The organism is Paenibacillus mesophilus, from assembly GCF_005938385.1.
GTDB lineage: Bacteria > Bacillota > Bacilli > Paenibacillales > NBRC-103111 > Paenibacillus_AB > Paenibacillus_AB mesophilus.
Window position 1 is genome coordinate 33,078 of record NZ_VCRA01000002.1, and the last position, 25,753, is coordinate 58,830.

21 protein-coding genes and 1 pseudogene are annotated in these 25,753 nt (G+C 53.5%); 21 read left to right on the forward strand and 1 reads right to left on the reverse strand.

What is annotated here, in order from left to right:
* Positions 1 to 59: 59 nt before the first annotated feature.
* From FE783_RS02825 to FE783_RS02855, 7 genes and pseudogenes are all read left to right on the forward strand, one after another.
* Positions 60 to 1,739 (forward strand): DAK2 domain-containing protein, encoded by a 1,680-nt coding sequence (locus FE783_RS02825; RefSeq protein ID WP_202916128.1) that lies wholly within the window; start codon positions 60 to 62, stop codon positions 1,737 to 1,739.
* Between the two features lie 28 nt (positions 1,740 to 1,767).
* Positions 1,768 to 2,622: a DegV family protein gene (locus FE783_RS02830; RefSeq protein WP_138877817.1), complete on the forward strand. Its 855-nt coding sequence runs from the start codon at positions 1,768 to 1,770 to the stop codon at positions 2,620 to 2,622.
* Entirely contained in the window at positions 2,619 to 4,673 is a 2,055-nt protein-coding gene (gene recG, locus FE783_RS02835; RefSeq protein ID WP_138877818.1) for an ATP-dependent DNA helicase RecG, read from the forward strand. The genes FE783_RS02830 and recG overlap by 4 nt, the downstream gene beginning before the upstream one ends.
* Positions 4,674 to 5,284: 611 nt before the next feature.
* Positions 5,285 to 5,578, forward strand: a complete 294-nt coding sequence (locus FE783_RS02840) for a stage VI sporulation protein F (protein ID WP_138877819.1) — start codon at positions 5,285 to 5,287, stop codon at positions 5,576 to 5,578.
* A 208-nt stretch (positions 5,579 to 5,786) separates the two neighbouring features.
* Positions 5,787 to 6,605: an amidohydrolase family protein gene (locus FE783_RS02845; protein WP_138877820.1), complete on the forward strand. Its 819-nt coding sequence runs from the start codon at positions 5,787 to 5,789 to the stop codon at positions 6,603 to 6,605.
* Between the two features lie 89 nt (positions 6,606 to 6,694).
* The gene (locus FE783_RS02850; protein ID WP_138877821.1) at positions 6,695 to 7,657 is read left to right on the forward strand and encodes an aldo/keto reductase; all 963 of its coding nucleotides are present in this window, start codon (positions 6,695 to 6,697) and stop codon (positions 7,655 to 7,657) included.
* A gap of 42 nt (positions 7,658 to 7,699) precedes the next feature.
* Positions 7,700 to 9,217: pseudogene (locus FE783_RS02855) on the forward strand (DUF8034 domain-containing protein); the annotation flags it as partial.
* 656 nt (positions 9,218 to 9,873) lie between these two features.
* Here FE783_RS02855 and FE783_RS02860 read toward each other — a convergent pair.
* Complete coding sequence (locus FE783_RS02860; protein WP_158301591.1) at positions 9,874 to 10,767, reverse strand: helix-turn-helix domain-containing protein; 894 nt, start codon at positions 10,765 to 10,767, stop codon at positions 9,874 to 9,876.
* Positions 10,768 to 11,002: 235 nt separating this feature from the next.
* Here FE783_RS02860 and FE783_RS02865 point away from each other — a divergent pair, with 235 nt between their 5' ends.
* The 14 genes from FE783_RS02865 to FE783_RS02930 all read left to right on the forward strand — a co-directional run bounded on the left by FE783_RS02865 (position 11,003) and on the right by FE783_RS02930 (position 25,729).
* Entirely contained in the window at positions 11,003 to 12,358 is a 1,356-nt protein-coding gene (locus FE783_RS02865; protein ID WP_138877824.1) for an ABC transporter substrate-binding protein, read from the forward strand.
* Between the two features lie 37 nt (positions 12,359 to 12,395).
* On the forward strand, positions 12,396 to 13,607 hold the full coding sequence (locus FE783_RS02870; protein WP_138877825.1) for a Gfo/Idh/MocA family protein: 1,212 nt from the start codon (positions 12,396 to 12,398) through the stop codon (positions 13,605 to 13,607).
* 22 nt (positions 13,608 to 13,629) lie between these two features.
* Positions 13,630 to 14,502, forward strand: coding sequence for a sugar phosphate isomerase/epimerase family protein (locus FE783_RS02875; RefSeq protein ID WP_138877826.1), 873 nt, complete (start codon positions 13,630 to 13,632; stop codon positions 14,500 to 14,502).
* A 42-nt stretch (positions 14,503 to 14,544) separates the two neighbouring features.
* Complete coding sequence (locus tag FE783_RS02880) at positions 14,545 to 15,243, forward strand: PIG-L deacetylase family protein (RefSeq protein ID WP_238402865.1); 699 nt, start codon at positions 14,545 to 14,547, stop codon at positions 15,241 to 15,243.
* A gap of 46 nt (positions 15,244 to 15,289) precedes the next feature.
* A complete protein-coding gene (locus FE783_RS02885; RefSeq protein ID WP_138877828.1) occupies positions 15,290 to 16,300 on the forward strand; it encodes a Gfo/Idh/MocA family protein in 1,011 nt (336 codons plus the stop codon).
* Positions 16,297 to 17,055, forward strand: coding sequence for an SDR family NAD(P)-dependent oxidoreductase (locus tag FE783_RS02890; RefSeq protein ID WP_138877829.1), 759 nt, complete (start codon positions 16,297 to 16,299; stop codon positions 17,053 to 17,055). Before FE783_RS02885 ends, FE783_RS02890 begins: the two co-directional genes overlap by 4 nt.
* Before the next feature lie 183 nt (positions 17,056 to 17,238).
* Positions 17,239 to 17,661 carry a VOC family protein gene (locus FE783_RS02895; RefSeq protein WP_138877830.1) on the forward strand — a complete coding sequence of 141 codons (423 nt, stop codon included), beginning with the start codon at positions 17,239 to 17,241 and terminating at the stop codon, positions 17,659 to 17,661.
* Positions 17,662 to 17,908: 247 nt separating this feature from the next.
* On the forward strand, positions 17,909 to 19,066 hold the full coding sequence (locus tag FE783_RS02900; protein ID WP_138877831.1) for an ROK family transcriptional regulator: 1,158 nt from the start codon (positions 17,909 to 17,911) through the stop codon (positions 19,064 to 19,066).
* A gap of 44 nt (positions 19,067 to 19,110) precedes the next feature.
* A complete protein-coding gene (locus tag FE783_RS02905; RefSeq protein ID WP_138877832.1) occupies positions 19,111 to 20,115 on the forward strand; it encodes an asparaginase in 1,005 nt (334 codons plus the stop codon).
* Positions 20,116 to 20,193: 78 nt separating this feature from the next.
* Complete coding sequence (locus FE783_RS02910) at positions 20,194 to 21,792, forward strand: glutathione ABC transporter substrate-binding protein (RefSeq protein WP_138877833.1); 1,599 nt, start codon at positions 20,194 to 20,196, stop codon at positions 21,790 to 21,792.
* Positions 21,793 to 21,879: 87 nt separating this feature from the next.
* Complete coding sequence (locus FE783_RS02915) at positions 21,880 to 22,806, forward strand: ABC transporter permease subunit (protein WP_138877834.1); 927 nt, start codon at positions 21,880 to 21,882, stop codon at positions 22,804 to 22,806.
* 11 nt (positions 22,807 to 22,817) lie between these two features.
* Entirely contained in the window at positions 22,818 to 23,720 is a 903-nt protein-coding gene (locus FE783_RS02920) for an ABC transporter permease (protein ID WP_138877835.1), read from the forward strand.
* Between the two features lie 15 nt (positions 23,721 to 23,735).
* The gene (locus FE783_RS02925; RefSeq protein WP_138877836.1) at positions 23,736 to 24,740 is read left to right on the forward strand and encodes an ABC transporter ATP-binding protein; all 1,005 of its coding nucleotides are present in this window, start codon (positions 23,736 to 23,738) and stop codon (positions 24,738 to 24,740) included.
* Positions 24,737 to 25,729, forward strand: a complete 993-nt coding sequence (locus tag FE783_RS02930) for an ABC transporter ATP-binding protein (protein ID WP_138877837.1) — start codon at positions 24,737 to 24,739, stop codon at positions 25,727 to 25,729. Before FE783_RS02925 ends, FE783_RS02930 begins: the two co-directional genes overlap by 4 nt.
* Positions 25,730 to 25,753 lie beyond the last annotated feature (24 nt).

Consider the following 25,753-nt stretch of genomic DNA (forward strand, 5'->3'; position numbering starts at 1 on the left):
GGGGGAGTTTTTTCTTGAGTAAGCGCTTTTATAAGCTTAATGGCTCAAATTTTACCAACATGATCAGCAGAGGCGCCGAAGCTTTGCACGCAAACGTGGGAAACGTCAACGCTTTGAATGTATTTCCCGTACCGGACGGAGACACGGGAACGAACATGAACATGACCTTGACATCCGGCGTGGAGGAGCTTAAGAAAAAGACTTCCCCGCATATCGGCAAATCGGCCGAGGCGCTGTCAAAAGGGCTGCTGATGGGCGCCCGGGGCAATTCGGGGGTCATCCTGTCGCAGCTGTTCCGGGGCTTCGCCAAGGCGGTCCAGGATCAGGAAGAAATCGATGTGCAGCAGTTCGCGGCCGCTCTTCAGCAGGGCGTGGATACGGCTTACAAGGCGATCTTGAAGCCGGTCGAAGGAACGATCCTGACCGTAGCCCGCGAAGCGGCCAAGCATGGGCTTGCTTCGGTGCGGCGCAGCGGGGATATCGGCGAGCTGATGCGCGAAGTGCTGGCCAAGGCGAAGGAAGCTTTGGCGAAGACGCCGGAGCAGCTGCCGGTGCTTAAGCAGGTTGGCGTCGTTGATGCGGGCGGACAAGGCCTCGTGTTGATTTACGAAGGCTTCGTCGCCGCCCTGAGCGGAGAAATGCCGGACGTTTCCGCAAGCGATACGGCAATCGCGGTCAACGTTCCGGGTCACGGTGCCGGAGAGAGGATGCACGCTCAAGCCCATCTGGCGACGGAGGATATCGAGTTCGGCTATTGTACTGAGTTCATGATCCGGCTGGAGCCTGGGAAGACGCCGGGTGCGGTGTTCGACGAGCCGCTGTTCCGGGACGAGATGGAGCGGCATGGCGATTCCGTGCTTGTTGTCGCCGACGACGACCTGGTGAAGGTGCATCTGCACTCGGAGTATCCGGGCAACGTCCTGACGTTTGCGCAGCGGTACGGCGAATTGGTGAAGATCAAGATCGATAATATGCGGGAGCAGCATACCCATATCGTGGAGGAAAGCGGCGGACAAGCCGCCAAACCTCTACACGTTCATGATGCTTCGAAACAGGAGGACCCTGTTACTGCGGAGTCGGCCAAGCCGTTCGGATTCGTAGCGGTATCGGCAGGCGACGGGATAGCGGCCATTTTCAAAAACATGGGCGTTGACGTCGTGCTTTCGGGCGGTCAAACGATGAATCCGAGCACGGAAGATATCGTAGGCGCAATCGACAAAGTCCGGGCGGAGACGGTATTCGTCCTGCCGAATAACTCCAATATCGTGCTTGCGGCCCAACAGGCTCGCGATTTGACGGACCGCCGCATCATCGTATTGCCGACGAAAACGATCCCGCAAGGAATTTCGGCCATGCTCGCATTCCAGGCGAATGCAACGGCGGAACGGAACGCGGCTGCGATGGAAGAAGCGATCGGTACGGTTCAATCGGGACAAGTGACGTACGCGGTTCGAGATTCGCAAATCGACGGCATCGATATTCGCGAAGGCGACTATCTCGGCATCCATAACAGCAAAATCGTCGTTTCCGGTCCCGACTTGCTTGACACTTGCCGCAAGCTGCTTGATAGTATGATGGCGGAGGGCGGGGAGGTCGTAACGGTTCTGACGGGCGCCGAAGCGTCCGAGTCGGATACGGTCCGGCTCGCCGAGCTCGTCGAGGAGGCTTATCCCGATGCCGAGCTGGAAGTGCTGGCAGGCGGACAGCCGCTGTATTATTATTTGTTTTCGGTAGAATAATTTTAATGGACGGAAGAGGGGTACGCCGATGGCGAAAATCCGAATCGTGACGGACAGCACGTCCGATATTCCGGAAGCGGTCCGGAAAGAATACGGCATCGAAATGGTGCCCTTGAAGGTGCATTTTGGCGCGGAAACGTTTTACGACGCCGTAACGATCCGTCCCGACCAATTTTACGATAAGCTGGCATCCGCCGCGGCGATGCCGACGACTTCGCAGCCTTCGCCGGCGGATTTTCTGGAAGTGTATAAATCGCTGGGCAGCGAACCGGGTACGGAAATCATCTCGATTCATCTTTCTTCGGCGCTCAGCGGCACGTACCAGTCGGCCGTACTGGCCAAATCGATTTTGGACGGTAATACGAACGTATCGGTCGTAGATTCCAAGTCGGCATCATACGGGATCGGACTGCTGGTTGTGGAAGCGGCCAAGGCGGCGAAGCAAGGCAAAAGCAAAGATGAAATCGTCGCCCATCTCGAGCGGCTGCGTCGGGAGATGCGCATCTACTTTCTCGTGGGCACTCTCGAATATTTGCAGAAGGGCGGGCGAATCGGCAAAGCCGCCGCTCTATTCGGTTCGCTGCTGAACATTAAACCGATATTGACAATCGATAACGACGGGGAAGTATCGTCGGTGGACAAAGTTCGCGGTAGCAAGAAGGCGATGGCCCGCATCGTCGAAATGTTGAAGGCGGAATTCGGCGACCGGGATCTTCATATGACCGTGGCGCACGCCAAGTCCCAGGAAATGGCCGACGAATTCGCAGAGCTGCTGCGTGCGAACTTCCGGATTTCCGAGATGACGTTTACGGATGTAGGTCCTGTAGTCGGGACTCATGCCGGTCCGGGTACGGTAGCCGCGTTCGCGAGACCTGCCCCATGAGTACGGATTTGCATGCTCTCCCCGTTCGAAGCGTCTCGGGCGTGACTCCGGCCAAGGCGAAGGAGCTGGAGGCGCTGGGGATCGATTCGGTCGCCCGCCTGATCGAATATTTTCCGTTCCGGTACGAGGACTACCGGATACGCGATCTGACCGGCGTGAAGGACGGGGAGAAGGTTACGATACAAGGCAAAATCTATAGCGAACCGAGCGTTCAAATGTATGGGCGCAGCAAGTCGCGAATGACGTGCAAAGTATATGCCGAGCCGTTGTTCATTTCGACCGTCTGGTTCAACCGGCATTTTATGAAGGACAAGCTGAAGCCCGGGCAAGAAATCGTATTGACGGGAAAATGGGACGGCCGCAGGCTGCAGCTCACCGTTGCCGAGTCGGAGTTTCCGGGAGGAAGCTCGTCTCAGTCGGGAACGCTGCAGCCTGTTTATTCGATTACGGGCGGCATTACGCAGAAATGGATGCGCAAAACGGTGCACCAGGCGCTCACCCAATTCGGCGCGCTCGTAACAGAGGCGATTCCGCCCGAAATCGCGCAAAAGTACGGCTTCATGCCGCGCAAGCAGGCGGTATACCGGATTCATCACCCGGACGACGTGGAGGAAGGCAAGCAGGCCCGCAGAAGGCTCGTCTATGAGGAACTGTTCTTCTTCCAACTGAAGCTGCAGGCGTTCCGAGCGGTACAAAGAAAGCGTGCGGACGGAGTCGCCCACGAGTTCGACAACGAGGATGTCCGGCAATTCGTCCGTGCGCTTCCGTTCAAGCTGACCGATTCGCAGAAAAAAGTGATCGCGGAAATATTGCACGATTTGAAGGAGCCGTACTGCATGAATCGGCTGTTGCAGGGCGACGTCGGCGCGGGGAAAACCGTGGTGGCGGCCGCCGCGTTGTTCGCAACGGTCAAGGCCGGATGCCAGGGCGCTCTCATGGTGCCGACGGAAATATTAGCCGAGCAGCATAAACGGTCGCTCGAGCGGTTATTCGAGCCATACGGCGTCCAGGTCGGTCTGCTGACAGGCAGTCTCACAGACCGGCAGCGGCGCGATACGATCAATTCGCTCCATATGGGGCTGATCGACATTGTAGTCGGAACGCACGCGCTTATCCAGGATGATGTGCTGTTCCGCAAGCTTGGTCTGGTGGTCACGGACGAGCAGCATCGGTTCGGCGTCAACCAGCGCAGCGTATTGCGGCGCAAAGGGATGAATCCCGACGTGCTGTCGATGACCGCCACGCCGATTCCGCGGACGCTCGCCATTACCGCCTTTGGAGATCTGGACGTGTCGACGCTGCGGGAGCTTCCTCAGGGCCGTAAACCGATTAAGACTTATCACGTCGAACACGATAAGCTCGAGCGCGTCATCAGTTTCATCCGGCGCGAGGTGCTGGCAGGCAGGCAGGCGTATGTCATATGCCCGTTGATCGAAGAATCGGACAAGCTGGACGTACAAAATGCGATCGACGTGCATGCGCAAATGTCGCACGCGTTCCCCGAGTTTCGCGTAGGCTTGCTGCATGGCAGGATGCATCCGCAAGAGAAAGACGAGGTCATGCGCGCATTCAAGGACAACGAAGTGCAAGTGCTCGTTTCCACGACGGTTATCGAGGTCGGAGTCGATGTCCCGAATGCGACGGTCATGGTCATCTACGACGCCGTCCGGTTCGGCCTGTCTCAGCTTCACCAGCTGCGCGGTCGCGTCGGCCGGGGGGAGCATCAATCGCACTGCATTCTGATCGCCGATCCGAAGAACGAAACGGCGAAGGAACGGCTGAAAGTGATGACCGAGACGAACGACGGCTTCGAGATCGCCCGCCGAGATTTGGAGCTTCGGGGGCCCGGCGACTTTTTCGGAACGAAGCAAAGCGGGCTGCCGGATTTCAAGCTTGCCGACATGATGAGCGACTTCGAAGTGATGGAGATGGCGCGCGACGATACGGCCGAGCTGGTCGCCCGGCCCGGGTTTTGGACGTCGGCGGAGACGCTGCCTCTGCGCGAGTTTTTGCATAGGGAGCAAATTTTGGACGGAGAACGGTTGGATTGATTTCTTTGCGTATGGGAAGATTCCGGATAGAGGAAAAAAATCGACGTTATTGGTGCGATTCATAGGCTTGTTTTGCGAATAGCGGAAATTATCGCATTTATTTTTGTGATATTGGACAAAATGTCCGTGCTTCTGGAAGAAATTGTGCCGATAAGGACGATTTCTTCTTTTATTGATTCAGAAAGTTTAACTTCGCTAAAGCGTTAAAGCGAAGTGCGAGTTTCTGAACCAAGAAAAACTTCCGGTGTTCGGGTTCCCGAAAAGTACCCGGTGTAATCTTCGAAGGATAGCGTCACTTTTTGGGGTGAGAGTAGCGGTCGCTCATCCTTGAAGTACGTCGATAGACGTTTTTCTTATCGATAAAGAATGTTTAAGTTCGCTAAAGCATTAAAGCGAAATACGACATTCTTTACCAAGAAAAACTTCAGCTAAATCGCGGTCGCTCATCATCGAAATACGACGATAGTCGTTTTTCTTATTTTTCTTGAACGGTCCATTTATGGCGGTATAAGTACAATTATTGCCGCTATTCGGTAAACCGCGAATGCATAGTCAAGATGACCGCACTTCCCGCATACATTGTACAATGACGATTTTCGGGAGGTGTCCAATTGAGCTATCAAAAGTACGGAATCCCGCGGGAGCTGGTGGAGCGGGTCAAGATGAAGCTGAAAGATCCCGATATGAAAGACAGCGTGAAAATGTTATTGGACGGAGTCACCAAAGAGGATTTGCAGGATAGGGCCAAAGTCAAAACGCTTGTCAGCAAGCTGACGAAAGTGCTGCACGAGCCCGTCACGGAAAGCTTGGCGAACCAAATCGTACAGATGGTTCTCGACTTGAAGATCGATCCGAACAATACGTTTCATTTGATCAAGCTGTGGGGGATGTTCAGGTCGGCTTGATCCGCGCTGTTACCCCGGTATGTGGCCTGCCATTCCTTAGGGAATGGTTTTTTTGTGCTCGCCCTGATAGATAGGGTAGGGGGAACGATAGGGTGAAAATATTCAAAATGGAGTATGCGACATCCGATATATGATATATAATATATAATTATTGCTGTATGTATGGGTTTCTTGAAAACTCGAATATGGATACGGGGTGATCGTTATTATGAACATTGATACGCACATTCATTTGTATGATCCTGAAGCCGGAGATTTCAGTTGGCCGGAGCCGGGCTCGCCCATTTACCGAACCGTCCTGCCGCCTGATTTCACAAAGCAGGCCGCTCCTCACGGGATTACGCGATCGGTTGTCGTTGCGTGCACGACACAGCCCGAGCAGACTAAGCTGATCCTTGAAACGATGCATGACGATCCATCCATTGCTGCGGTGATCGGATTTATCGAAGCGGGGTCACCGGACTTCATCGAGTGGTATGACCGGTTCTGCGAATATCCGAAATTTCGCGGCTTCCGCTTTATATGCACGGAGAAACCGAATGAGCAGGATTTCCGCAACGCTGCGTACGTGTCGGGCAAGCGAGCAAACGTGCTGGAATTTCTCGGCAGCTTTGAAGGGATAGCTAAGATGAGCGGATTAATCGAGGCGAATCCCGAAGTAAATTTTATTATCGAGCATTTCGCCCGCATGCAGACGGACGCGAAGACGATGCCGCCGGCATTTATGCAATTTCTTGAGGACATGTCCGCTTACCCCAATGTGTATATGAAAACGTCCGCGCTTCTGCCGCTGGCGAGCGCAGATCCCGCACCGACCGACGTTTCTTGCTACATGCCCGTACTGGAGGCCGCTTACCGCGCATTTGGTGAGGATCGCTGTTTATTTGGCTCCGATTGGCCCTTCCTGGAGTTAAAGGGCGAGTATGGAACTTCGGTACGTGCTACCGAATCGTTTCTGGCTTCCAAGCATGAAGGCGTGCTGGAGAAAGTGATGCGTCGAAACGCAGAGCGAGTGTACGGATTGTAGCCGCCCTGCCATTCGGTCATTTGCATTCGCATATAGCCAAGATTGAATCGGACATACGGTAATGTGGAATCACAAGGAGATGCCGCCATATGAAAACGTATTGTATGCCGGGGACCGTCCTGAATGTGTCCGGGATTTGCCTTGGCGCTTCACCCTTTGGCAGCTATGTAGACGAACAGGAGTCGTTTCGTCATTTGGATGCATTTGCGGCGGAAGGCGGATTCTTTGTGGATACGGCCCGTACATACGGTACAAACAACGCATCGGAACAAGTACTCGGCAAGTGGATGGCCGACCGGGGCAATCGCAGTCAATTCGTTGTGGCAACGAAGGGCGGTCATGAAATAAGTGGCAACTATCGTCGCACGCTTCGCTATGAACAACTGGCGAAGCAGGTGGACGAAAGCTTGAAGCATCTCCATACCGACTATATCGATCTGTATTACTTGCATGTGGATGACCGGAGCGTACCGGTGGGGGAAATCATCGATTTGCTGGACGATAAAGTGAAGGAAGGGAAAATCCGATATGCCGGGTGCTCCAATTGGGCTGCGGACCGGATCGAGGAAGCGAACGAATACGCAGCCAAGACGGGCAAGACAGCATTTGTGGCTAGCGAGATCGAGTGGAGTCTAGCCACCGTAAACCACGCGAACGATTCGGAATTGAATAACATATGGATGGACGGCGCGCTGTACGAGTTCCATCGTCGCACCGGACTTTCCGTTTGCGCTTATTCTTCACAGGCGCGCGGCTTTTTCGCCATTTTCGATCAATACGGAGAGGAAGGCATCGATGAATCGCTGCGCAAGCAGTACTACTCGCGGCACAATCTGGACATGCTTCGACGGTTGCAGAAGCTGTCGGCGGAAACCGGGATTTCCGTCACCGTACTGGCTATCGCTTATATGTGCCATCAGAAGCGGCATTTTTTTACCATACCGATCATCAGCTGCAGAAGCATGGAGCAATTGACCCAATGCTTGACTGCCGATTGTTGCGAGCTCGATCCCGGCATGATCGCCTTTTTGGAAGCCGGCCGATATAACTGAATCCGCCTGTGCTTCATAAAGAAGGATAAGGGAGGAACGGATATGCCTGCACATGCTCTTCCGAAAGTGACCGCCGACGAGCCCGCGGCCTCCATGCCGCTATGGGCCGTATTGGAACGCCGTCTTATCTCGCTTATGAATGACTCGGTAGACCTTGTATTGGATCGGTTTCTAACGCCGGAAGGCGAGCTGTTTTGGCCCGACATAGCGGACTTTCAGACGTATGCTTACAGCAATGTCGACAATGCTTTCGAAGGCTTTCACAGTTGGCCGCTGTTTTATTTGCTCGGGGGCAGCCGGCGGTTTTTGGAGCTTGCCCACAAGCAGCATAATGCGCTGATCCGGCAATTTTCCCGGCTCCCGAAGAAAGACCTGGGTATCGAAGAGCAGTACGCCGCCCGTATCGGACGGGATACGCTGCTTGTCGACGAATATTTGTCGGATATCGATTGGATGCATCAAGGCGAGGCGGCCCAATTATTCTATATGTTGAATGCCGCCGATCCGGACAATGAACAAAACCGGGAACGCGCCATACGATTCGCCGGATTTTTTACAAATGAAACCGCAAATGTGCCCGAACCGAACTACGATCCGGTTCATCGCGTATTCCGCTCCAGCTTGATCGGCAGCAACGGACCGGCGTTTCACAAGTTCACGAAGCCGTACAAGTACAGCAGCTGGATGGAGCCGTATGGGCTTGCTTATTATGACGTACCCGGCATTCGGACGATGCTCGACTTGAAGGATGCTCAAAATGCGGAGAAGTACGGCAAAGTGTACGGTGAGCGTCTGGGCCGTGCGGACACCGTTACGAACCTGATGGTCACTTCAATGGTATTGAACGCCTATATCCATACCGGCGAGGAGAAATACAGGGACTGGGTGCTAGATTACATCGAAGGCTGGCGCGAGCGGTATGCGGCGTCGGATGGCGTCATGCCCGACAATGCGGGACCGTCCGGCGCTGTCGGCGAGACGATGAACGGCAAATGGTATGGGGGGCATTACGGCTGGACGTTCCCCCACGGGTTTCAATTTATCGGCGACGCTATGACGATTGCGGGGGAGAACGAGCGTCTGCTGACCGGCAAGACGGGGCGGCTGACTTGGGTTCGCGAGCAGCTTCTGATGTTGATGAGCCATGCGGTTCAAGATGAGCAGGGAAGTCTGCTTCTGCCGCAAAAGTATGCCGACCCCGATTCGGTGATCGAATATGCATCCCGACAGCCGATATCGCGTCCCGACCGGATTACGGACAAACCGGGGTTTACAAGGCTGCGCCAAATCGACGGCTGGTACGAATTCCGGACGCAGAACCCGTCTCATCCGGCACGCGTCTATATGGACACATTGGATCCGCAAGATATGGATCTGCTGAAACAATTGCGCGATAACACGAACGACACGTGGAATCATGTATCGGCGCGGGCGGTCAACGCCAAGACGATGGGCGGACAATACAACGCCTATATGAACTACTTGGACGGGGGATATCCGGATTATCCGGTCGATGCTCTAGTGCACAGCATGAACCAGGTATACGGGCAGCTGAAGAAGCTGCGCGGCGAGCTGGAAGGCGCCGAGAGCGGGTGGGGGTATCCTCCCGATAACGAGGTGGAATACGAGGAGCTGCGCGAGGTAACGCGGCAAATCAACGAGAAATATGGCCGACGGTTCAGCGAGTCGACCGTACACTCGTATTTCCAGACGTTCCTGCTGTATCGCAGCACGGTTACGACCGAAGCGCTCGTTCACCTGACGATGGGCGGTCTGCTGCCCGTCTATAACGGGGGTCTGCTTAATGTGTCGGTACGCTATTACGATGCGGACCGGAAACGCCCCGGTTTACCCGAAGATGTCGCAGCCTTGGTCGGCGCCATTCGGAAGGACGGGATCGCGCTGACGCTTTGCAATTTGCACCCTATTCAGCCGCGTACGGTCATCGTACAGGCCGGAGCGTTCGGAGAGCATTCGTTTACTTCCGCGGAGTACGTTAGAGGGGGCGTTGCCAATCATATCCCTATCGACGGACGATGGCTTGAAGTGGAAATAGGGGCGGGGTGTACGATCGATCTCCGGCTCGGGCTGCGCAAATTTGTCAATCAGCCCTCTTATGCCGGGCCGTTTCATTAACCGAACCTATAATAAAAGGATAGAGGCTCAGAACGTTTTTTCTGAATCTCTATCCTTTTTGTTTTGATGTCGTTTCCCGATTATCGCCCGTTCACGCGTACTCGTTGCAAGCCGGACTGCATCTTGGAACGCTCCATATCATGCTGGGCCGGATTTTCGCGATAGGCGGTCGGACTGACTCCACTGTGATGCTTGAAAAATTTCGTGAAATATTCCGGATCGATCCCCACATGCTCGGCAATCTCATGAATGTTGAGCTTGGTCGAAGACAGCAGCGTACAGGCGCGTTCGTAACGCACTTTGGCGATAAATTGCATCGGCGAGAAACCGATCATGGATTTGAACACTTGGATGAAATAATGGGGATGAAAGTGGACAAGGCCCGCAAGATCGTCAACGGTCAAGCGATCCGCCAAATGCGCGTCGATATATTCCAAGACGCGGTTGATGCTTTGCATATCGAAATGGCCGGAATCGTGCAGCGTGAGCGAGGGGTTTTTCTCGATAAAGTAGCAAAGGAGTTGAAGCAAAGTCGATTTGGCCCGCAGCGCGGAAGTTAATCCTTTCGTGGTGAAGTTGTCGGTAAGCTCTTGAAATTGCTTTTCAATGAGCGGCTTGTCTTCGACCTCGATCATCGTCGACATATGCAGCAGATCGAACAGGCGCGTTCCGCCGATCGTAGAGGTGAAGTGGCAGTAATATTTAACGAAGTTTTCGTCGTTGTAGGACGTGGCGGATATCGTAGACCCGGCCGGCAGCAATAGAAGCCTTCCCGAAGTAGGGAACAGATGGAGTCCGTTCACCCAGATGTTGCACCTGCCGGAAACGATGTAATACAGCATGTTGTATTCATACTTCATATTGTAATGAATCCATTCGGCACCCAGCGTGCGAAACGAGGATACACGAATACCGGTCTGTACATTGGCGAGGTAGTTGCCGAAGTTTTCCTTCTGCCTTTGCGTCATTTGCATCCACACATTCCCCCCTATGGTAGACCCTTGCTTGAGAACGCTTACTATTTGCATTATAACTCGATCTTTTGCTCCGCGTATAGGGAGACCTGAGTTTTTTACAGAATAGTCTGACTGTTTTCCATATGCTTTACCGTCTGCATTCCTATAATTAAGAGTATGGAAGCGGAGGTGATGACTGCTCTTGCAGGAACGGCCCGATGTAGAGAGAGGGAAAGCGGGATAGGCGGGACAGATGGCTGTTGCTGTAATCATGGTTGTGGAGGGGTTCCTATTGAAGGTCAGAAGGTCATTGTTGCGGCTGGCCGCATTTCTGGCTGTAGCCGCCGTATTATTGCCGGCATGCAGTTCAAGCAGTACGACGAAGGAAGAATCGAAAGCGGGCGAAGCGGATAAGGCGGCACCGCCGCAACCGGTTACGCTGAAGGTGATGAACGGTTTGTTTAACGAGAAGGATTGGCAGACGATCGTTGTCGAGCCGTTAAAGAAGAAATTTCCCCATATTACGCTCGATCAAGGCTCGGGAATCGCCAGAACGGCCGACCAGAAATTTCTCGAAGATACGATCGCGAGCGGAAATACGCCGGATATCGTGCTAAGCGGAGTCGTGCAATCGCAATTGATGGCTCCGCTGGGACTGGCCCAAGATTTGGCTCCGTTTATCAAGAAGTACAAGATCGACATGAACGCGTACGACAGCACTACGGTGGAAACGCTTAAAAAATATTCGCCGATCTACAAGATGGAGACGGTTACGCTTCCGCTGTATATCAACTTCAAGGTGATGCTGTACAACAAAGATTTGTTCGACAAATTCGCCGTTCCGTATCCGAAAAACCATATGACGCACGACGAGGCGATCGAGCTTTCCAGGAAGCTGACCCGGACCGACGGGGGCATTCAGTATCATGGATACGGCGCCGACAGCTATATCAACTTAGGGGGGCAATATTCGCTCAGTTATATCGACAAGACGAACAAAGTGAACCTGAGCGGGATGGAAAAGGTGTTCGAGACGCTGAAGGCGGCGTGGACGATCCCGGGCATGCAAGGAGTAACGACAACGAAAGCGTTCAATAACGATAAGACGCTGGCCATGTACACGGAATGGCTGGCCTCGGTCGTGCAAAATGCGGCGGTATACAAAGATATGAAGTGGGGAATGGTCACCTACCCGGAATTCAAAGACCGGCCTTATCAAACCGAGGTTGATTTCCACAGCTCTTATATTACGAAAACGACCAAATATCCGGATCAGGCGTTCGAAGTTATCGCTTGGATGATGCAGTCCGAAGAAATCCAAAGCTTGATTACGCGTTCCGGCAAAGTGACCGTGCTCAAAAACAAAGATATTACGGCGCTGTGGGGGAAAGATTCCGGTCTCGGTACGGAGGAAGCGTTGAAGGCGATTACGGAAACGAAAATGGCGCCGCCGCATGACATCCATCCGTTGGATAGAAAAGGTACGGTTATTGCGCCGTTAGGTCAAGCGTATACGGACTATATCAACGGCACGAAAGACTTAAATGTAGCCTTGCGCGATGCTACCGATGCCATGCAGAAGGCAGTGAATACCGAGCTTGGCAAGTAGAGTTTACAGACAAACCATTGCAGAAGGAGCTTGACAGATGAAGAAGAAACATGTCCGGTTAGCCGTCGTGGGTGGAAACCGCGGCTTCGGGTATCACAAATCGTGCGATTTGTTGTCCGATATCGTAGAGGTGAACGCGATATGCGACTTAAATGAAGCCGTCTTTGCGAAATGGAAACAAAAATATCCGAACATTCGGACGTTCACCAGCTTCGAGAAGCTGCTGGACGATCCGGACATCGATGCGATCTTGCTGGCCACTCCGATGCAGGTTCACGCCGCTCAGTCCGTGCAGGCGATGAAGGCAGGCAAGCATGTGCTTTGCGAAGTGGCGTCGGCCATGACGATCGAGGAAAGCTGGGAGCTAGTCGAAACGGTGGAGCAGACAGGCGCCGTCTATATGCTGGCCGAAAATTTCTGCTACACTCGCATGGCCATGATGATTCGCCATATGGCCGAATCGGGCGCTTTCGGCGAGCTGACCCACGCGGAATGCGGCTACGTGCACGATGTGCGGACCGCTACTCACGACGCGCAAGGCAACATCAAGTGGCGAGGCGAGATGATGCGCGACTTCAACGGCAACAATTACCCGACGCATTCGCTCGGTCCGGTATCGCAATGGCTCGGCATCAACCGCGGCGATTCCTTCGACTATATGACGACGATTGTCTCGAAGCCGGCATCGCAAAGCGACTATTTCAACGAAATATTCGGTCCCGGCCATCCGGGCTCCAAGCCGGAGTTTTGGAAGCAAGGGGATTCCTGCCTATCGCTCATCCGCACGAAGCAGGGAGCCGTCATTTATTTGCGCAACGATTTCTCCTCGCCGCGTCCGTTCAATTATTTGTACTACGGGCTGCAAGGAACGAAAGGCTCCTACTTGTCCGGACGCGACATCCACGAAGAGCCGCTCGTTTGGCTGGACGGAAGATCGCCTGGAAAGTCTCATCTAGGAAACGCAGCCTGGTCCAAAATATCCGAATTTACCGATGAATTCGAACATCCGTGGTGGAAAAGCGAAAGCGATAGAGCGAATGCGGAGCAAGCGTCCCGATTCGGCGATTATTTCGTCATGAAAGAGTTTATTACGGCTATTATCGAAAAGCGCCAGCCGGATTTCGATGTGTACGATTCGGTTGCAGTAAGCTGCATATTGCCGCTGTCGGTGCAGTCTGTCGCACAGAACGGTTATCCAGTGGCGTTCCCGGATTTTGCCAAAAACAAACGGACTTCGGTTCAATCGTAGTGGGAGACGGAGGCGGTAACCTATGAAGCTCGGAATCGGCTTACACTGCTTGCGCCAAGCGATCGTTGCCAAACAAATGACTCCGCTCGATGTGGTCGAATGGATAGCGGACACCGGAGGGGAGCATGTCGAGATCGTTCCGGTCGGGTTCGATTTGCTGGAGCAGTCCGAGCTGGCCGACGCCATTCGCCATAAAGCTGAGCAGGTCGGAATTGATGTGTCCAACTATTGCGTGCCGGTCAATTTTATTACAGCTGACGATCCCGAATACGAGCGATTGATCGAAGTCGTGAAGCGGCACGTCGATATTGCGAATCGTCTCGGGGTGAAACGGATGCGCCATGATGTCGCATCAAGGCCGCTCGCGGATACTTCGATCATCAACTTCAATCGTGATCTGCCCAAGCTCGCCGAGGCGTGCAGGATCATTGCCGACTACGCGGCACAGTACGGCATTACGACTAGCGTCGAAAACCACGGTTATTACGTTCAGGCGAGCGAACGGGTGCAAAGCTTGATTCATGCGGTCGGCCGAGACAACTACCGGGCAACGCTCGATACCGGCAACTTTTTATGCGTCGACGAAGATCCGCTTTCCGGCGCGCGCAAAACGATAAGCTTGGCCTCGATGGTTCACCTTAAAGATTTTTACATTCGAACGCCTGACCGGAGCCCGGGCGAGAAGCTTCCTGGCTGGCTCAAAACGGCAGGGGGCAATCAGCTGCGAGGTTCGATACTTGGCCAAGGCGATATTAACGTCCGCGAGATGATCCGAATGATCAAACACTCCGGCTACGACGGGCCTATTTCGATCGAGTTCGAGGGTGTGGAAGAATGCCGCAGCGCCACGAAGCAAGGATTCGATTATGCGAGACGCGTTTGGAACGAAGTGTAAGATGAGCAGCGTATTTTCACCAAGGAGAGATGAGCTTTGAACGTGTTGGCGATAGGTGCGCATCCCGACGACATAGAAATCTCATGTGCCGGTACTTTGGCAAAGCTCGTGCAGGCGGGCCATCAAGTAACGATATGCCATGCAAGCGACGGGGATAAGGGACATTACCGGATTCCGCCCGAGGAGCTTATTCCGATTCGCCAAGGCGAAGCCCGGCAGGCCGGAGCCATCATCGGCAGCGAGGTCATCTCGCTCGGGATGCGGGATGGAATCATATTGGCCGATCATGAGGGCAATCGGACGATTTTTATCGATTTGCTGTGCAGAGTGCAGCCGGATATGGTCATTACGCATGCTCCCAACGACTACATGCCCGATCATGTCGCGGTCAATAAGCTCGTGTTCGATACGACGTTTCTTGCGACGCTGCCGGGCGCTTCCAAGCTGTATCCGAACGCCGGGAAAGTGCCGTCGCTGTACTATATGGACAATTTGTCCGGCATCGATTTTCAGCCGACGTTATATGTCGATATTACCGAAACGTTCGCCACGAAGGCGGAAATGCTGAAGCAGCATCAAAGCCAGCTTGTGTGGCTGAAGGAGCACGACAACGTAGACGTACTCGATATGATGGAAACTTTAGGCAAATTCCGCGGCGTTCAAGCGGGATGCAAGTATGCGGAAGGCTTCATCCAGCATATGGCGTGGACTCGTCCTAACGCCGTGCGCTTCCCGGTATAGCGATCATGGATATCTATCCTGTAACCATTTAAAGGAGATGCGTCAAATGACAGTAAAATTTGCGATTGTCGGCACCGGTTGGGTATCCGGAGAATATTTGAAAGCGATTCATGCGCGCAGCGATTCCGAGGTGTACGGCATCGTGTCCCAAAATACGGAGCGTGCAAAGGCAAGATTGGCCGGTTTCGGGATTGAAGCACGCGTATTCTCATCCTATGACGAGATGATCAAAGATCCGAATGTAGACGCCGTCGTTCTATGCTCCACCCCGGATATCCGCGCCGAACAGGCCGCGATCGCCGCCAAGCACGGCAAACATCTCGTCATCGAGAAACCGATGACGATGAACCGGCAAGGGCTGGAGCTGATGGCCGATGCGATTTCCAAAGCTTCGATCCGCACGGTGGTCAGCTTCGTCTTGCGCTGGAATCCGATGTTCGAATCTACGAAAGCGCTTATTAATGATGACGCGCTCGGCAGAGTATATATGGCTCAGGTCGATTATTGGCATCATATCGGACCTCATTACGTGCAGTACAGCTGGAGCCGGACGAAGGAGGCCGGAGGAAGCAGCATTCTCTCCGCAGGCTGCCATGCGGTTGATGCGGTGCGTTATTTCGCCGGAGACATCACGGAAGTGACCGCCTACAGCTGCCGAACTTGGGCGCATTCGGACTATGAATTCGATCCGAATACGATCGCGATCTTTAAACTGAAAAACGGCGGTCTCGGCAAAGTGTCGTCATCGATCGAATGCAAGACGCCGTACCGGTTTAACGTGAATCTGCTTGGCGAGAAGGGGGCGGTTATGGACAATAATCTGTACACCCATAAGCTTCCGGGGCAGACGGATTACGCGGTGATCCCGACGATATTGCCGGATAGCGGCGACGTGTCGCACCATCCTTTCGCGCAGGAAATGGCGGATTTTATGAATGCGATCCATACGAAGACATCAACCCGCTGCGATTTTTTCGACGCTTACAAATCGATGGAAGTCAGCTTTGCGATCGATGAATCGGCAAGAACCGGACAGAAAGTAGTTCTCTCTTCATGAGATTGCAGCAAAAGACGGCACTCATCACAGGAGGATCGCTCGGAATCGGGCGGGCGATCGCGATCCGATTCGCGCAAGAGGGCGCCAAAGTGGCGATTAGCGGACGGGGAAAGCCCGCTCTCGAGGAAGCGGCGGCCATGATCCGGGACATAGGCGGCGAAGCTCTGATTTTTGAGTCCGACGTACAGGATCGTGCGCAAGTCAACAAGATGGTCGACGGAATTTTGGAGCGGTGGGATCGAATCGATGTACTCGTTCATAATGCCGGAATCAACTCGCCCGTACCGTTCCTGGACATGACGGAAGAAGAGTGGGACCGGCACATCGACATCAATTTAAAAGGCGCGTTCTTGGTCTCGCAGCGGGTATGCCGGGAGATGGCGGACAGGAAGCATCATGGCTCCGTCATCTTCATCTCCAGCGTCAACGGACTCGCCGCGGAAGCGAATTTGGCGCACTATAACGCGTCCAAAGGCGGGATGAACCTGCTGGCCATGTCGATGGCGGTCGAATTGGCGCCGCTCGGTATACGAGTCAATTCGCTCTGTCCGGGATTTATCGAGACAAGATTGACGAAGCCGGTGATCGACAACGGTCCGTTGATACGAGACTATCTGCGAACGATACCGATGGGCCGGGTCGGGCAGCCTGAAGAGGTTGCGGATGCCGCACTGTTTCTCGCAAGCGACGAATCCCGTTATATGACCGGGCATTGTATGGTTATAGACGGAGGACAACTCATTAAGTTATCATAGTTGGAATAAGCCAATTTTTTATGATATCAGTCATGCGAAGGGACTGCCACAGTGTCCTGACGCATGACTTTTTAATGATAAATGAGTCGACAAAGCAGAGCTTTTGCTTGTGTACGGCAATCGTGATAAACTGGAAACGAACCAAGCTTGTCTAAAATTACCATTCGAAGAGGAGTGAATTGTGTGTCGGTTGATGTTTACCTTAATTTTAACGGAAACTGTCGCGAAGCGGTGGAGTATTACGCGCAAGTGTTCGGAACCGAACAGCCAAAGATGATGACCTTTGGGGAAGTGCCGCCCAGCCCGGAATATCCGCTTCCGGAAGAAGCGAAATCTTTGATCATGCACACCCGCCTGAAGATCAGCGGCAGCAACGTCATGTTTTCGGATGTGTTTCCAGGCATGCCTTTTACAGTGGGAAACAACATAAGCCTCTCCGTTGTAACGAATGACAAGGATGAAATACAATCCGCATTCGATAAGCTGAAGGATGGCGGCACCGTAGTGATGGAGCTTCAAGAGACTTTCTGGAGCAAATACTATGGCAGCGTGACCGATAAATTCGGTGTCATCTGGCAGTTTAACTTGGGAATGGGAGATTGGTAATAAATTCGGTATACCACAACCTTGCGTCTTTTCGGCGCAAGGTTTTTTGCTGTCATCTATAAATAGCAGCCTGTTCGAATTGCATTTTAATATTGACAGCCCTCGAAAGCATCCTATATTATTAATACCACTGGAGAATATAAATAAAAAACAACATGAAAAATTAACAATTACCAGATTTATGACTAGCAATCGATAGAAATTGCAATTATTTATTCCATTGATGAAAATAATGGAGAGGTGAATAGTGAAAAAGCACGATCAAGATTTTATGAAACGGCAAAACAGGCTCACCGTTTTTGAAATCATCAAAAACCAGCAGCCGATCTCCCGTGCTTCCATCGCCAAGCAGACAGGAATGAGTCCCACGACCATAAGCCGTATTGTCGGGGAGCTGACGGAAGAAGGGTATCTCCTCGAATCCGAACAAGTATCCGCCGGTTTGGGCAGGAAGTCCACGCTGCTCGCGATGGTGGATGCAGCGGTACTCTCTGTCGGCGTAGAGCTGGATCGCCATCAGATCCAAATCGGCATTGTGGACATCCAAGGGAAAGTCGTAGCCGGCGGCACCTATCCCCGGCCTGCAGACGAAGGTGCGGACATCACGCTCGATCGCATCGGTGCGGAGATCGACCGGTTGACGAAGTCGAATGATATCGACTGCGCGCGATTGATCGGCATCGGCATCGGACTGCCCGGGATTGTGGACAACGAAAAGGGAGTCGTCATCTTCTCCGTCCAGCTTGGTTGGAAAAATGTCCGGCTTGCCGATCGGTTGAAGGAGATTACCGGCTACGATGTGGCGATTGACAACGAGCTCAAAGTGAAAGCGCTTGCCGAACATATGAAGGGCGCTGCCATCGGATCGAACCGGACCGCCTTACTCGGCTTCGGCAACGGAGTAGGCTCGGCGCTCATCGTCGATGGAGAGATTTACCGGGGGAAAACGAACAGTGCCGGGGAAATCGGCCATACGACGATCGATCCGAACGGGATGATGTGCGACTGCGGCAAGGCGGGCTGCCTTCAAACGTACATCAATATTCACTCGTTGTTGTCGGAAGCGAACAAAATTCGTCCGATCCGCTCGATAGAAGAGCTGTTCGAAGCGAGAAGGGCCGGAGAGCGTTGGGCGACATACTTGATTGATCGCGCTCTCATGTACATGGCCATTACGATTAACAACGTCGTTTGCATGTACAACCCGGACAGCGTCATTCTGAGCGGCGAGCTTACGGACAAATTCCCGGAAATTTACGAGGAAGTAGTGGAGCTATGTTCTACAAGGTTCGTGTGGGAGCCATTGCGTGGAACGTTCACGATACTGCGCTCGGTGCTCAGTGATCAAGGCGTTGTGATCGGTTCGGGATTGATGTCGCAAAATTGTTTTTTTGCGTTGGAGTAGCAGCATACAAGCTTCTGTAAGGCACAATTCGGGAGGGTACGAGGATGAGGTTTACGCCATTAGTCGAAGAATACCGCGGCGGCGTGCTGGAGAATGTACATTATGGTGCGATTGCCATAGTCGACGAGAAAGGCCATATATTGTATTCGGCAGGCGATCCGGAGCATGTTACGTTTCTGCGATCGGCGGCCAAGCCGTTTCAGGCGATGCCTGCCATGAAGCGGCGTATTGACGAGGTATACGGTCTTGCCGGCCATGAAACCGCTTTGTTTGCCGCATCGCACCGGGGAGAAGCTTTTCATATCGAAGCTTTGGAATCGATGCTCGATAAGACGGGGATCAAGGAAGAAGCGCTTCATTGCTGCGCAACGTACCCGCTCAACGAGGAAGCCAAGGCGCAACGGCATCGGGACCGGGAAGCGAAGCGAAAAATTTTTCACAACTGTTCCGGCAAGCATACCGGACTTATCGCGCTGTGCAAGCGTATGGGCTGGGATGAGCATACTTATTACGATCCGAATCATCCCGTTCAGCAAGAAATCGTTCAGACGCTCGCTTCCTTCGCGGAAGTTCCGGAAGCTTCGATTCCGCAAGGCGTTGACGGCTGCGGACTGCCGATATTCGCGCTTCCGTTGCATAAAATCGCTTACTCGTTCTTGAAGCTGGCATGCCCGGATCTCATCGAGGATACGGATACACGCGATGCCGCGGCCAGAATGGCCCGGCTCATGAACGAATACCCCGATATGATAGCGGATACGAAATTCGTTTGCTCGGAGCTGCTCAAGGATTCGAACCTGACGGCCAAAGGCGGGGCGAAGGGCGTGTACGGCATCGGTTTGAGAAAGGAACGTCTAGGCATCTCGCTTAAAGTATCCGACGGCTCCGAGCAAGTATGGCCGTGCATCATCGCCTCGATTTTGGAGAGCATCGGATATGGCAATCAAGAGACGATCGATCGGCTGTACAAGCTCGTTCCGAATACCATCGTCAATGACGGAGGGACGGAAGTCGGAGAGCGCCGGGCGGTTTTTAAGCTGAAAGCTTGACCCGAGAATAACTTCCTTTCCCGGATCAATCGGGGTACGGAGTGATTCTATATAAATCATCTATGGGGAGTGACACAAATGAAGGGTAAAGGAAGAACATGGTCGACGCTTATGCTGCTGCTAATGATAGCGGTTGTAGCCGCAGGCTGCGGCGGCAAAGCCGGTACAGACAACGCAAATGCCGGCAAGGGCGAAGGCACGAAAGCGGTCTCCAAAAACAATAAAGATATCGTGATCGCCATCAACGCCAATTTTATTACGCTGGACCCCCACAATACGAGCGATACTCATTCGATTACCGGCGCAAGAACGATGTATGAAGGCTTGATGGGCTTTGACGAGAATATGAATGTCGTGCCGATACTGGCCGCTTCCCACAAAATTAGCGATGACGGTCTCGTGTATACCTTTACTTTGAAAGAGAATGTCAAGTTCCATGACGGTACGGATTTCAATGCGGAAGCGGTCAAAATCAATCTGGATCGCATCCGCGACGAGAAAAACAACCTGAAGCTGCGCAAAAGCTTCGCGAAGGTAACCAACGTTGCCGCTCCCGACGCCAAAACGGTCGTCATTACGTTAAGCGAACCGTATAACGCGTTCTTGAACAAAATGGCGATGGCTCTGATGGTCAGCCCGAAAGCTTTGAAAGAGCAAGGCGACAATATCGGGAAAAACCCGGTAGGAACAGGTCCGTTCAAGTTCAAGGAATGGGTGCAGGGCGACCGGCTTGTTGTCGTGAAAAATGCCGATTACCGCCAGAAAGATTTGCCTAAGGTCGAAAGCATTACGTTCAAGCCGGTACCGGAGAACGGTTCCCGGATCGCAATGCTGAAGACGGGCGAAGCGGACTTCATCTATCCGATGCCGACGGAGCAAGTATCCGAGGTGGAAGGACAGAAGGACATCGTCGTGGACAAAATCGATTCGACGATCGTCCGTTACGTTACGCTGAACACGATGAAGAAACCGTTCGACGATGTGAAGGTGCGCCAAGCGATCAACTACGCGATCAACAAAGATGCATATATCAAGGTAGTCAAATCCGGTTTGGGCGCGAAGCTGGATTCTACGATGTCTTCCAAAACCCAGTACTACTCCAAGCAAACCGGCTACGATTACGATGTGGCCAAAGCGAAAAAGCTGCTTGCCGAGGCGGGCTATCCTGACGGATTCAGCGCGGAGATTTGGGGCGAGAACGATTCCGAAACGATGAAAGGCATGCAGTTCATTCAGCAGCAGCTGGCTCTGGTCGGTATTAAGCTGGATGTAAAATCGATGGAAGGCGGCACGCTGTCGCAGCAAATCAACTCCGCCAAAACGCCTCAAGAGGCCAAAATTCAAATGTGGTACGTAAGCTGGTCCCCATCTTCCGGCGATGCGGATGGGGCGACAAGAGGCTTGTTCAGCAGCGAGATGTTCCCTCCTGCCGGAGCGAACACCGCATATTACAAAAACGCGAATGTCGATAAATGGATTGCGGATGCCAACAAAGCGACCGATCCGAAGCAAGCCGGCTCCATCTATGCCGATATTCAGAAGCAAATCTGGCAAGACGCTCCGTGGGCTTTCATGGGAGTCGACCAAGTCATCTCGGGCAAGAGAGCTTACTTGAACGGCGTGAAAGTATTCCCGGACGGCTCGATCAGCGTTCGCGATGCGGAAGTGAAGCAGTAACATTTGTTTAGATAACGGGGCCGTTTCTGTCTGTTGCTGCGGAACGGCCCCTGTTATGTACTATCGTGATGAAGGGAGGCTGTCGCGTTGGGAAGATACGCGTTTCAAAGACTTCTAGGAGTAATTCCGCTGCTATTCGTCGTATCGGTGCTCATCTTCATGTTCATCCATTTGATACCCGGCGATCCGGCGAGGCTGGTTGCAGGCAAAGACGCCACGCTGGAAGAAATTAACGGCATACGCGAGCAGCTCGGGCTGAATTTGCCGCTGTGGCAGCAATATATTCATTATATGGACAAGCTGCTGCACGGAGACTTGGGCAGCTCGTTGCGTTCCGGCCTGCCGGTTTCCGATATGCTGAAGAGCAGATTTGTCCCGACGATCGTTCTCACCTTTTTGAGCCTTGGGTGGGCGCTTGTCATCGGATTGCTGATCGGTACGATCTCGGCGGTTAACCGCAACCGGTGGCCGGATTATGTCGGCATGCTGACGGCGATTTCCGGTATTTCCGTTCCCGGCTTTTGGCTCGGTCTTGTGCTTATTCAAATTTTCTCGGTCCAGCTGGGCTGGTTTCCTACGGGCGGCGTAGATTCTTGGAAATCCTATGTACTGCCGTCACTTACGCTGGGAGCGGGCATTATGTCGATGCTTGCCCGATTCTCCAGATCGTCGATGCTGGAAACGATGCGAGAGGATTATATTCGGACGGGACGCGCGAAAGGCCTGCGGGAATTTGTCGTTGTCGGCCGTCATGCGCTGCGCAATTCCTTGATCCAAGTCGTAACGATTGCCGGTCTGCAATTCGGATTCCTGCTTGGCGGCTCGGTTATGGTGGAGACCGTCTTCAGTATTCCGGGTTTGGGAAGATTGCTGGTCGACTCGATCGCGTTTAGAGATTATACCGTCATTCAGGCACTGCTTCTATTGTTTGCAACTCAGTTCATTCTCATCAATCTGATCGTCGATTTGCTGTACGGTGTACTGAATCCGAAAATCCGGTATGCGTCGAGCTAGGAGGGGACATAATGAACAACGATTCGACGATTAAGGGGACCGCATCCTCCGAAACGCATAAACCGAGGCGCGCCAAAAGCCGCGCAGCCGAGTTTTTCCGCAAGTTCAGCAAGCAAAGATTGTCGCTGGCGGCGGGTATCTTCATTATATTGCTGGCGATTGTCGCCATATTCGGTTCCAGCCTTACGCCGTATGACCCGAACGAACCGGATTACGACGCGCTCATGTCTCCTCCGTCGGCCGCTCATTGGGCGGGAACGGACGAGTATGGGCGGGATATTATGAGCCGTCTTATCGACGGAACGCAACTGACGCTTGCGGTCAGCTTGAGCGCCGTGCTTATTGCGGCGATTTTCGGAACGGTTCTCGGGCTGTTGAGCGGTTATTACGGCGGGTGGCTGGATCGGCTTATTATGCGGAGCAGCGACGTGCTGTTCTCGTTTCCGGATCTGCTGCTTGCTATCGGGATCGTCGCCATTCTTGGTCCCGGATTGTCCAATGTAGTCATTGCGGTAGCGGTGTTCGGCACTCCTTCATTCGCCCGGATCATCCGCAGCGTTACGCTATCGTCCAAAGAAACATTGTTCGTGGAAGCGGCCCGCTCCATGGGTGCGAAAGACGGACGCATTATATGGAAGCATATTTTCCCGGAGACGATTCCGAGCGTTATTGTCAATGTGACGATGAAAATCGGCGGCGCTATTTTGGCCGCATCTTCGCTCAGCTTTCTCGGCATGGGCGCGAAGCCGACCGAGCCGGACTGGGGAGCCATGCTCAGCATGGGCCGCGACTATTTGAGCATTGCGCCGCATATCGTATACATTCCCGGAGCGGCGATCTTTTTGACCGTACTTGCTTTTAACCTGGTTGGGGACGGACTGCGTGATGCTCTTGATCCCAAGACGAAAAATTAATGGGGGGGCCAGACCGTGACGCCTAAATTGCTTGAAGTACAAGGATTGAAAACGGAGTTCAGACGCGATGGCGGCAGCGTAATGGCGGTGTCCGGCGTCGACTTTCATATAAATAAAGGCGAAGTGCTCGGCCTTGTCGGCGAATCCGGCTGCGGCAAAAGCGTAACCTCCTTGTCGATCATGCGCTTGCTCAAAGATACTCCGGGACGGATCGCCGGGGGTGCGGTACTCTTCGAGGGAACCGACCTGACGAAGCTGCAGGAGAAGGAGATGCGACGGTTTCGCGGGAACGAATTGGCGATGATTTTTCAAGAGCCGATGACCTCGCTGAATCCGGTGCTGCGTATTGGCCGGCAGCTGGAAGAGCCGATTATGCTGCATCTCGGCTATGGCCGGAAGCGCGCGCGGGAGCATGCGATCCATACGTTGAAGCTTGTAGGGATTCCCCGCGCCGAGGAAGTGGTGGACGAATATCCGCACCAGCTGTCCGGAGGGATGAGGCAGCGTGTGATGATCGCGATGGCGATGGCGTGCGGCCCGAAGCTGCTCATTGCCGATGAGCCGACAACGGCGCTCGACGTGACGATTCAGGCGCAAATTCTCGATTTGATGAAGCGGTTGAAGGAAGAGCAGGACATGGGTATGCTGCTCATTACGCATGATCTGGGCGTCGTTGCGGAAATGTGCGACCGGGTCGTCGTCATGTACGCGGGACGGGTCGTCGAAGAGGCGTCGGTGGAGGATCTGTTCGAGCGGCCGCAGCACCCGTATACGAAAGGACTGATTCATTCCGTACCGAAGCTGCGTCAGAAAGTTCGCCGGCTGGATTCCATTCCGGGCAACGTCCCGGATTTGAGCGCCATGCCCCGTGGCTGTAAATTTGCCCCGCGCTGCCCGCACGCGATGGAACGCTGTCTCGAACAGGAACCCGAGCTTCTGCCCATCGAAGGGTCGACGGACCGCAAAAGCCGCTGTTGGTTAACGGAATCGGATAGACCGGAAGGAGGAGAAAGCGCATGAAAGAGACTCCGCTGGTTGAAGTGAAAGGATTGCAGAAATCTTTTACCGTGAAAAAAGGCTGGTTCGGAGCCGCCAAACATTTGCGCGCGGTGGACGGCATTTCGTTTGCGATCCGCAAAGGGGAAACGTTCAGCCTAGTGGGCGAGAGCGGCTGCGGCAAGTCGACGACGGGACGGCTCGTAACCCGTCTGCTTAAGCCTAACGGCGGAGAAGTATGGTTTAACGGACAAAACATTAGCGGGCTGAACGACAATCAGATGCGTCCGATCCGCAAACATATGCAAATGGTATTTCAAGACCCATACGCCTCGCTGAATCCGCGGATGAAAGTAAAGGAGCTCGTAGCCGAGCCGCTGCTCATCCATACGAAGCTCAGCCCGAAGGAAAGGGACAAGCTGGCGCATGAGCTGCTGGAGACAGTAGGGCTCAGCAGCTTGCATGCCGAGCGTTACGCCCATGAGTTCAGCGGAGGCCAGCGGCAGCGGATCGGCATCGCGCGGGCGCTATCCGTGCGTCCCAGCTTGATAGTGGCCGACGAGCCCGTATCGGCGCTCGATGTGTCGATCCAGTCCCAGGTGCTGAACCTGCTTCAGGATCTTCAAGAGGAGTACGGCCTCACGTACTTGTTCATTTCTCACGATCTTAGCGTCGTGGAGCATATAAGCGACCGCATCGGCGTTATGTACCTTGGCACGCTGGTAGAGACGGCCGACAAAGATACACTATACGAACGTCCGCTTCATCCGTATACGCAGGCACTGCTCTCGTCCGTGCCGGTACCCGATCCGAGCAAGAAGAAGGAACGCATCATTTTGAAAGGCGACTTGCCGAGCCCGGTCGATCCGCCGTCAGGCTGCCGGTTTCATACCCGCTGTCCGTCGTGTATGGAAATTTGCAAGCAGAAGGTGCCGGTATTCAAAGAAGTGGAGCCGGGCCATCAAGTTGCCTGTCATTTATACGATGAAGAGAGCATGAGAAGCGCGAAATAATCCTCATAATCATTGTTGAAGAAG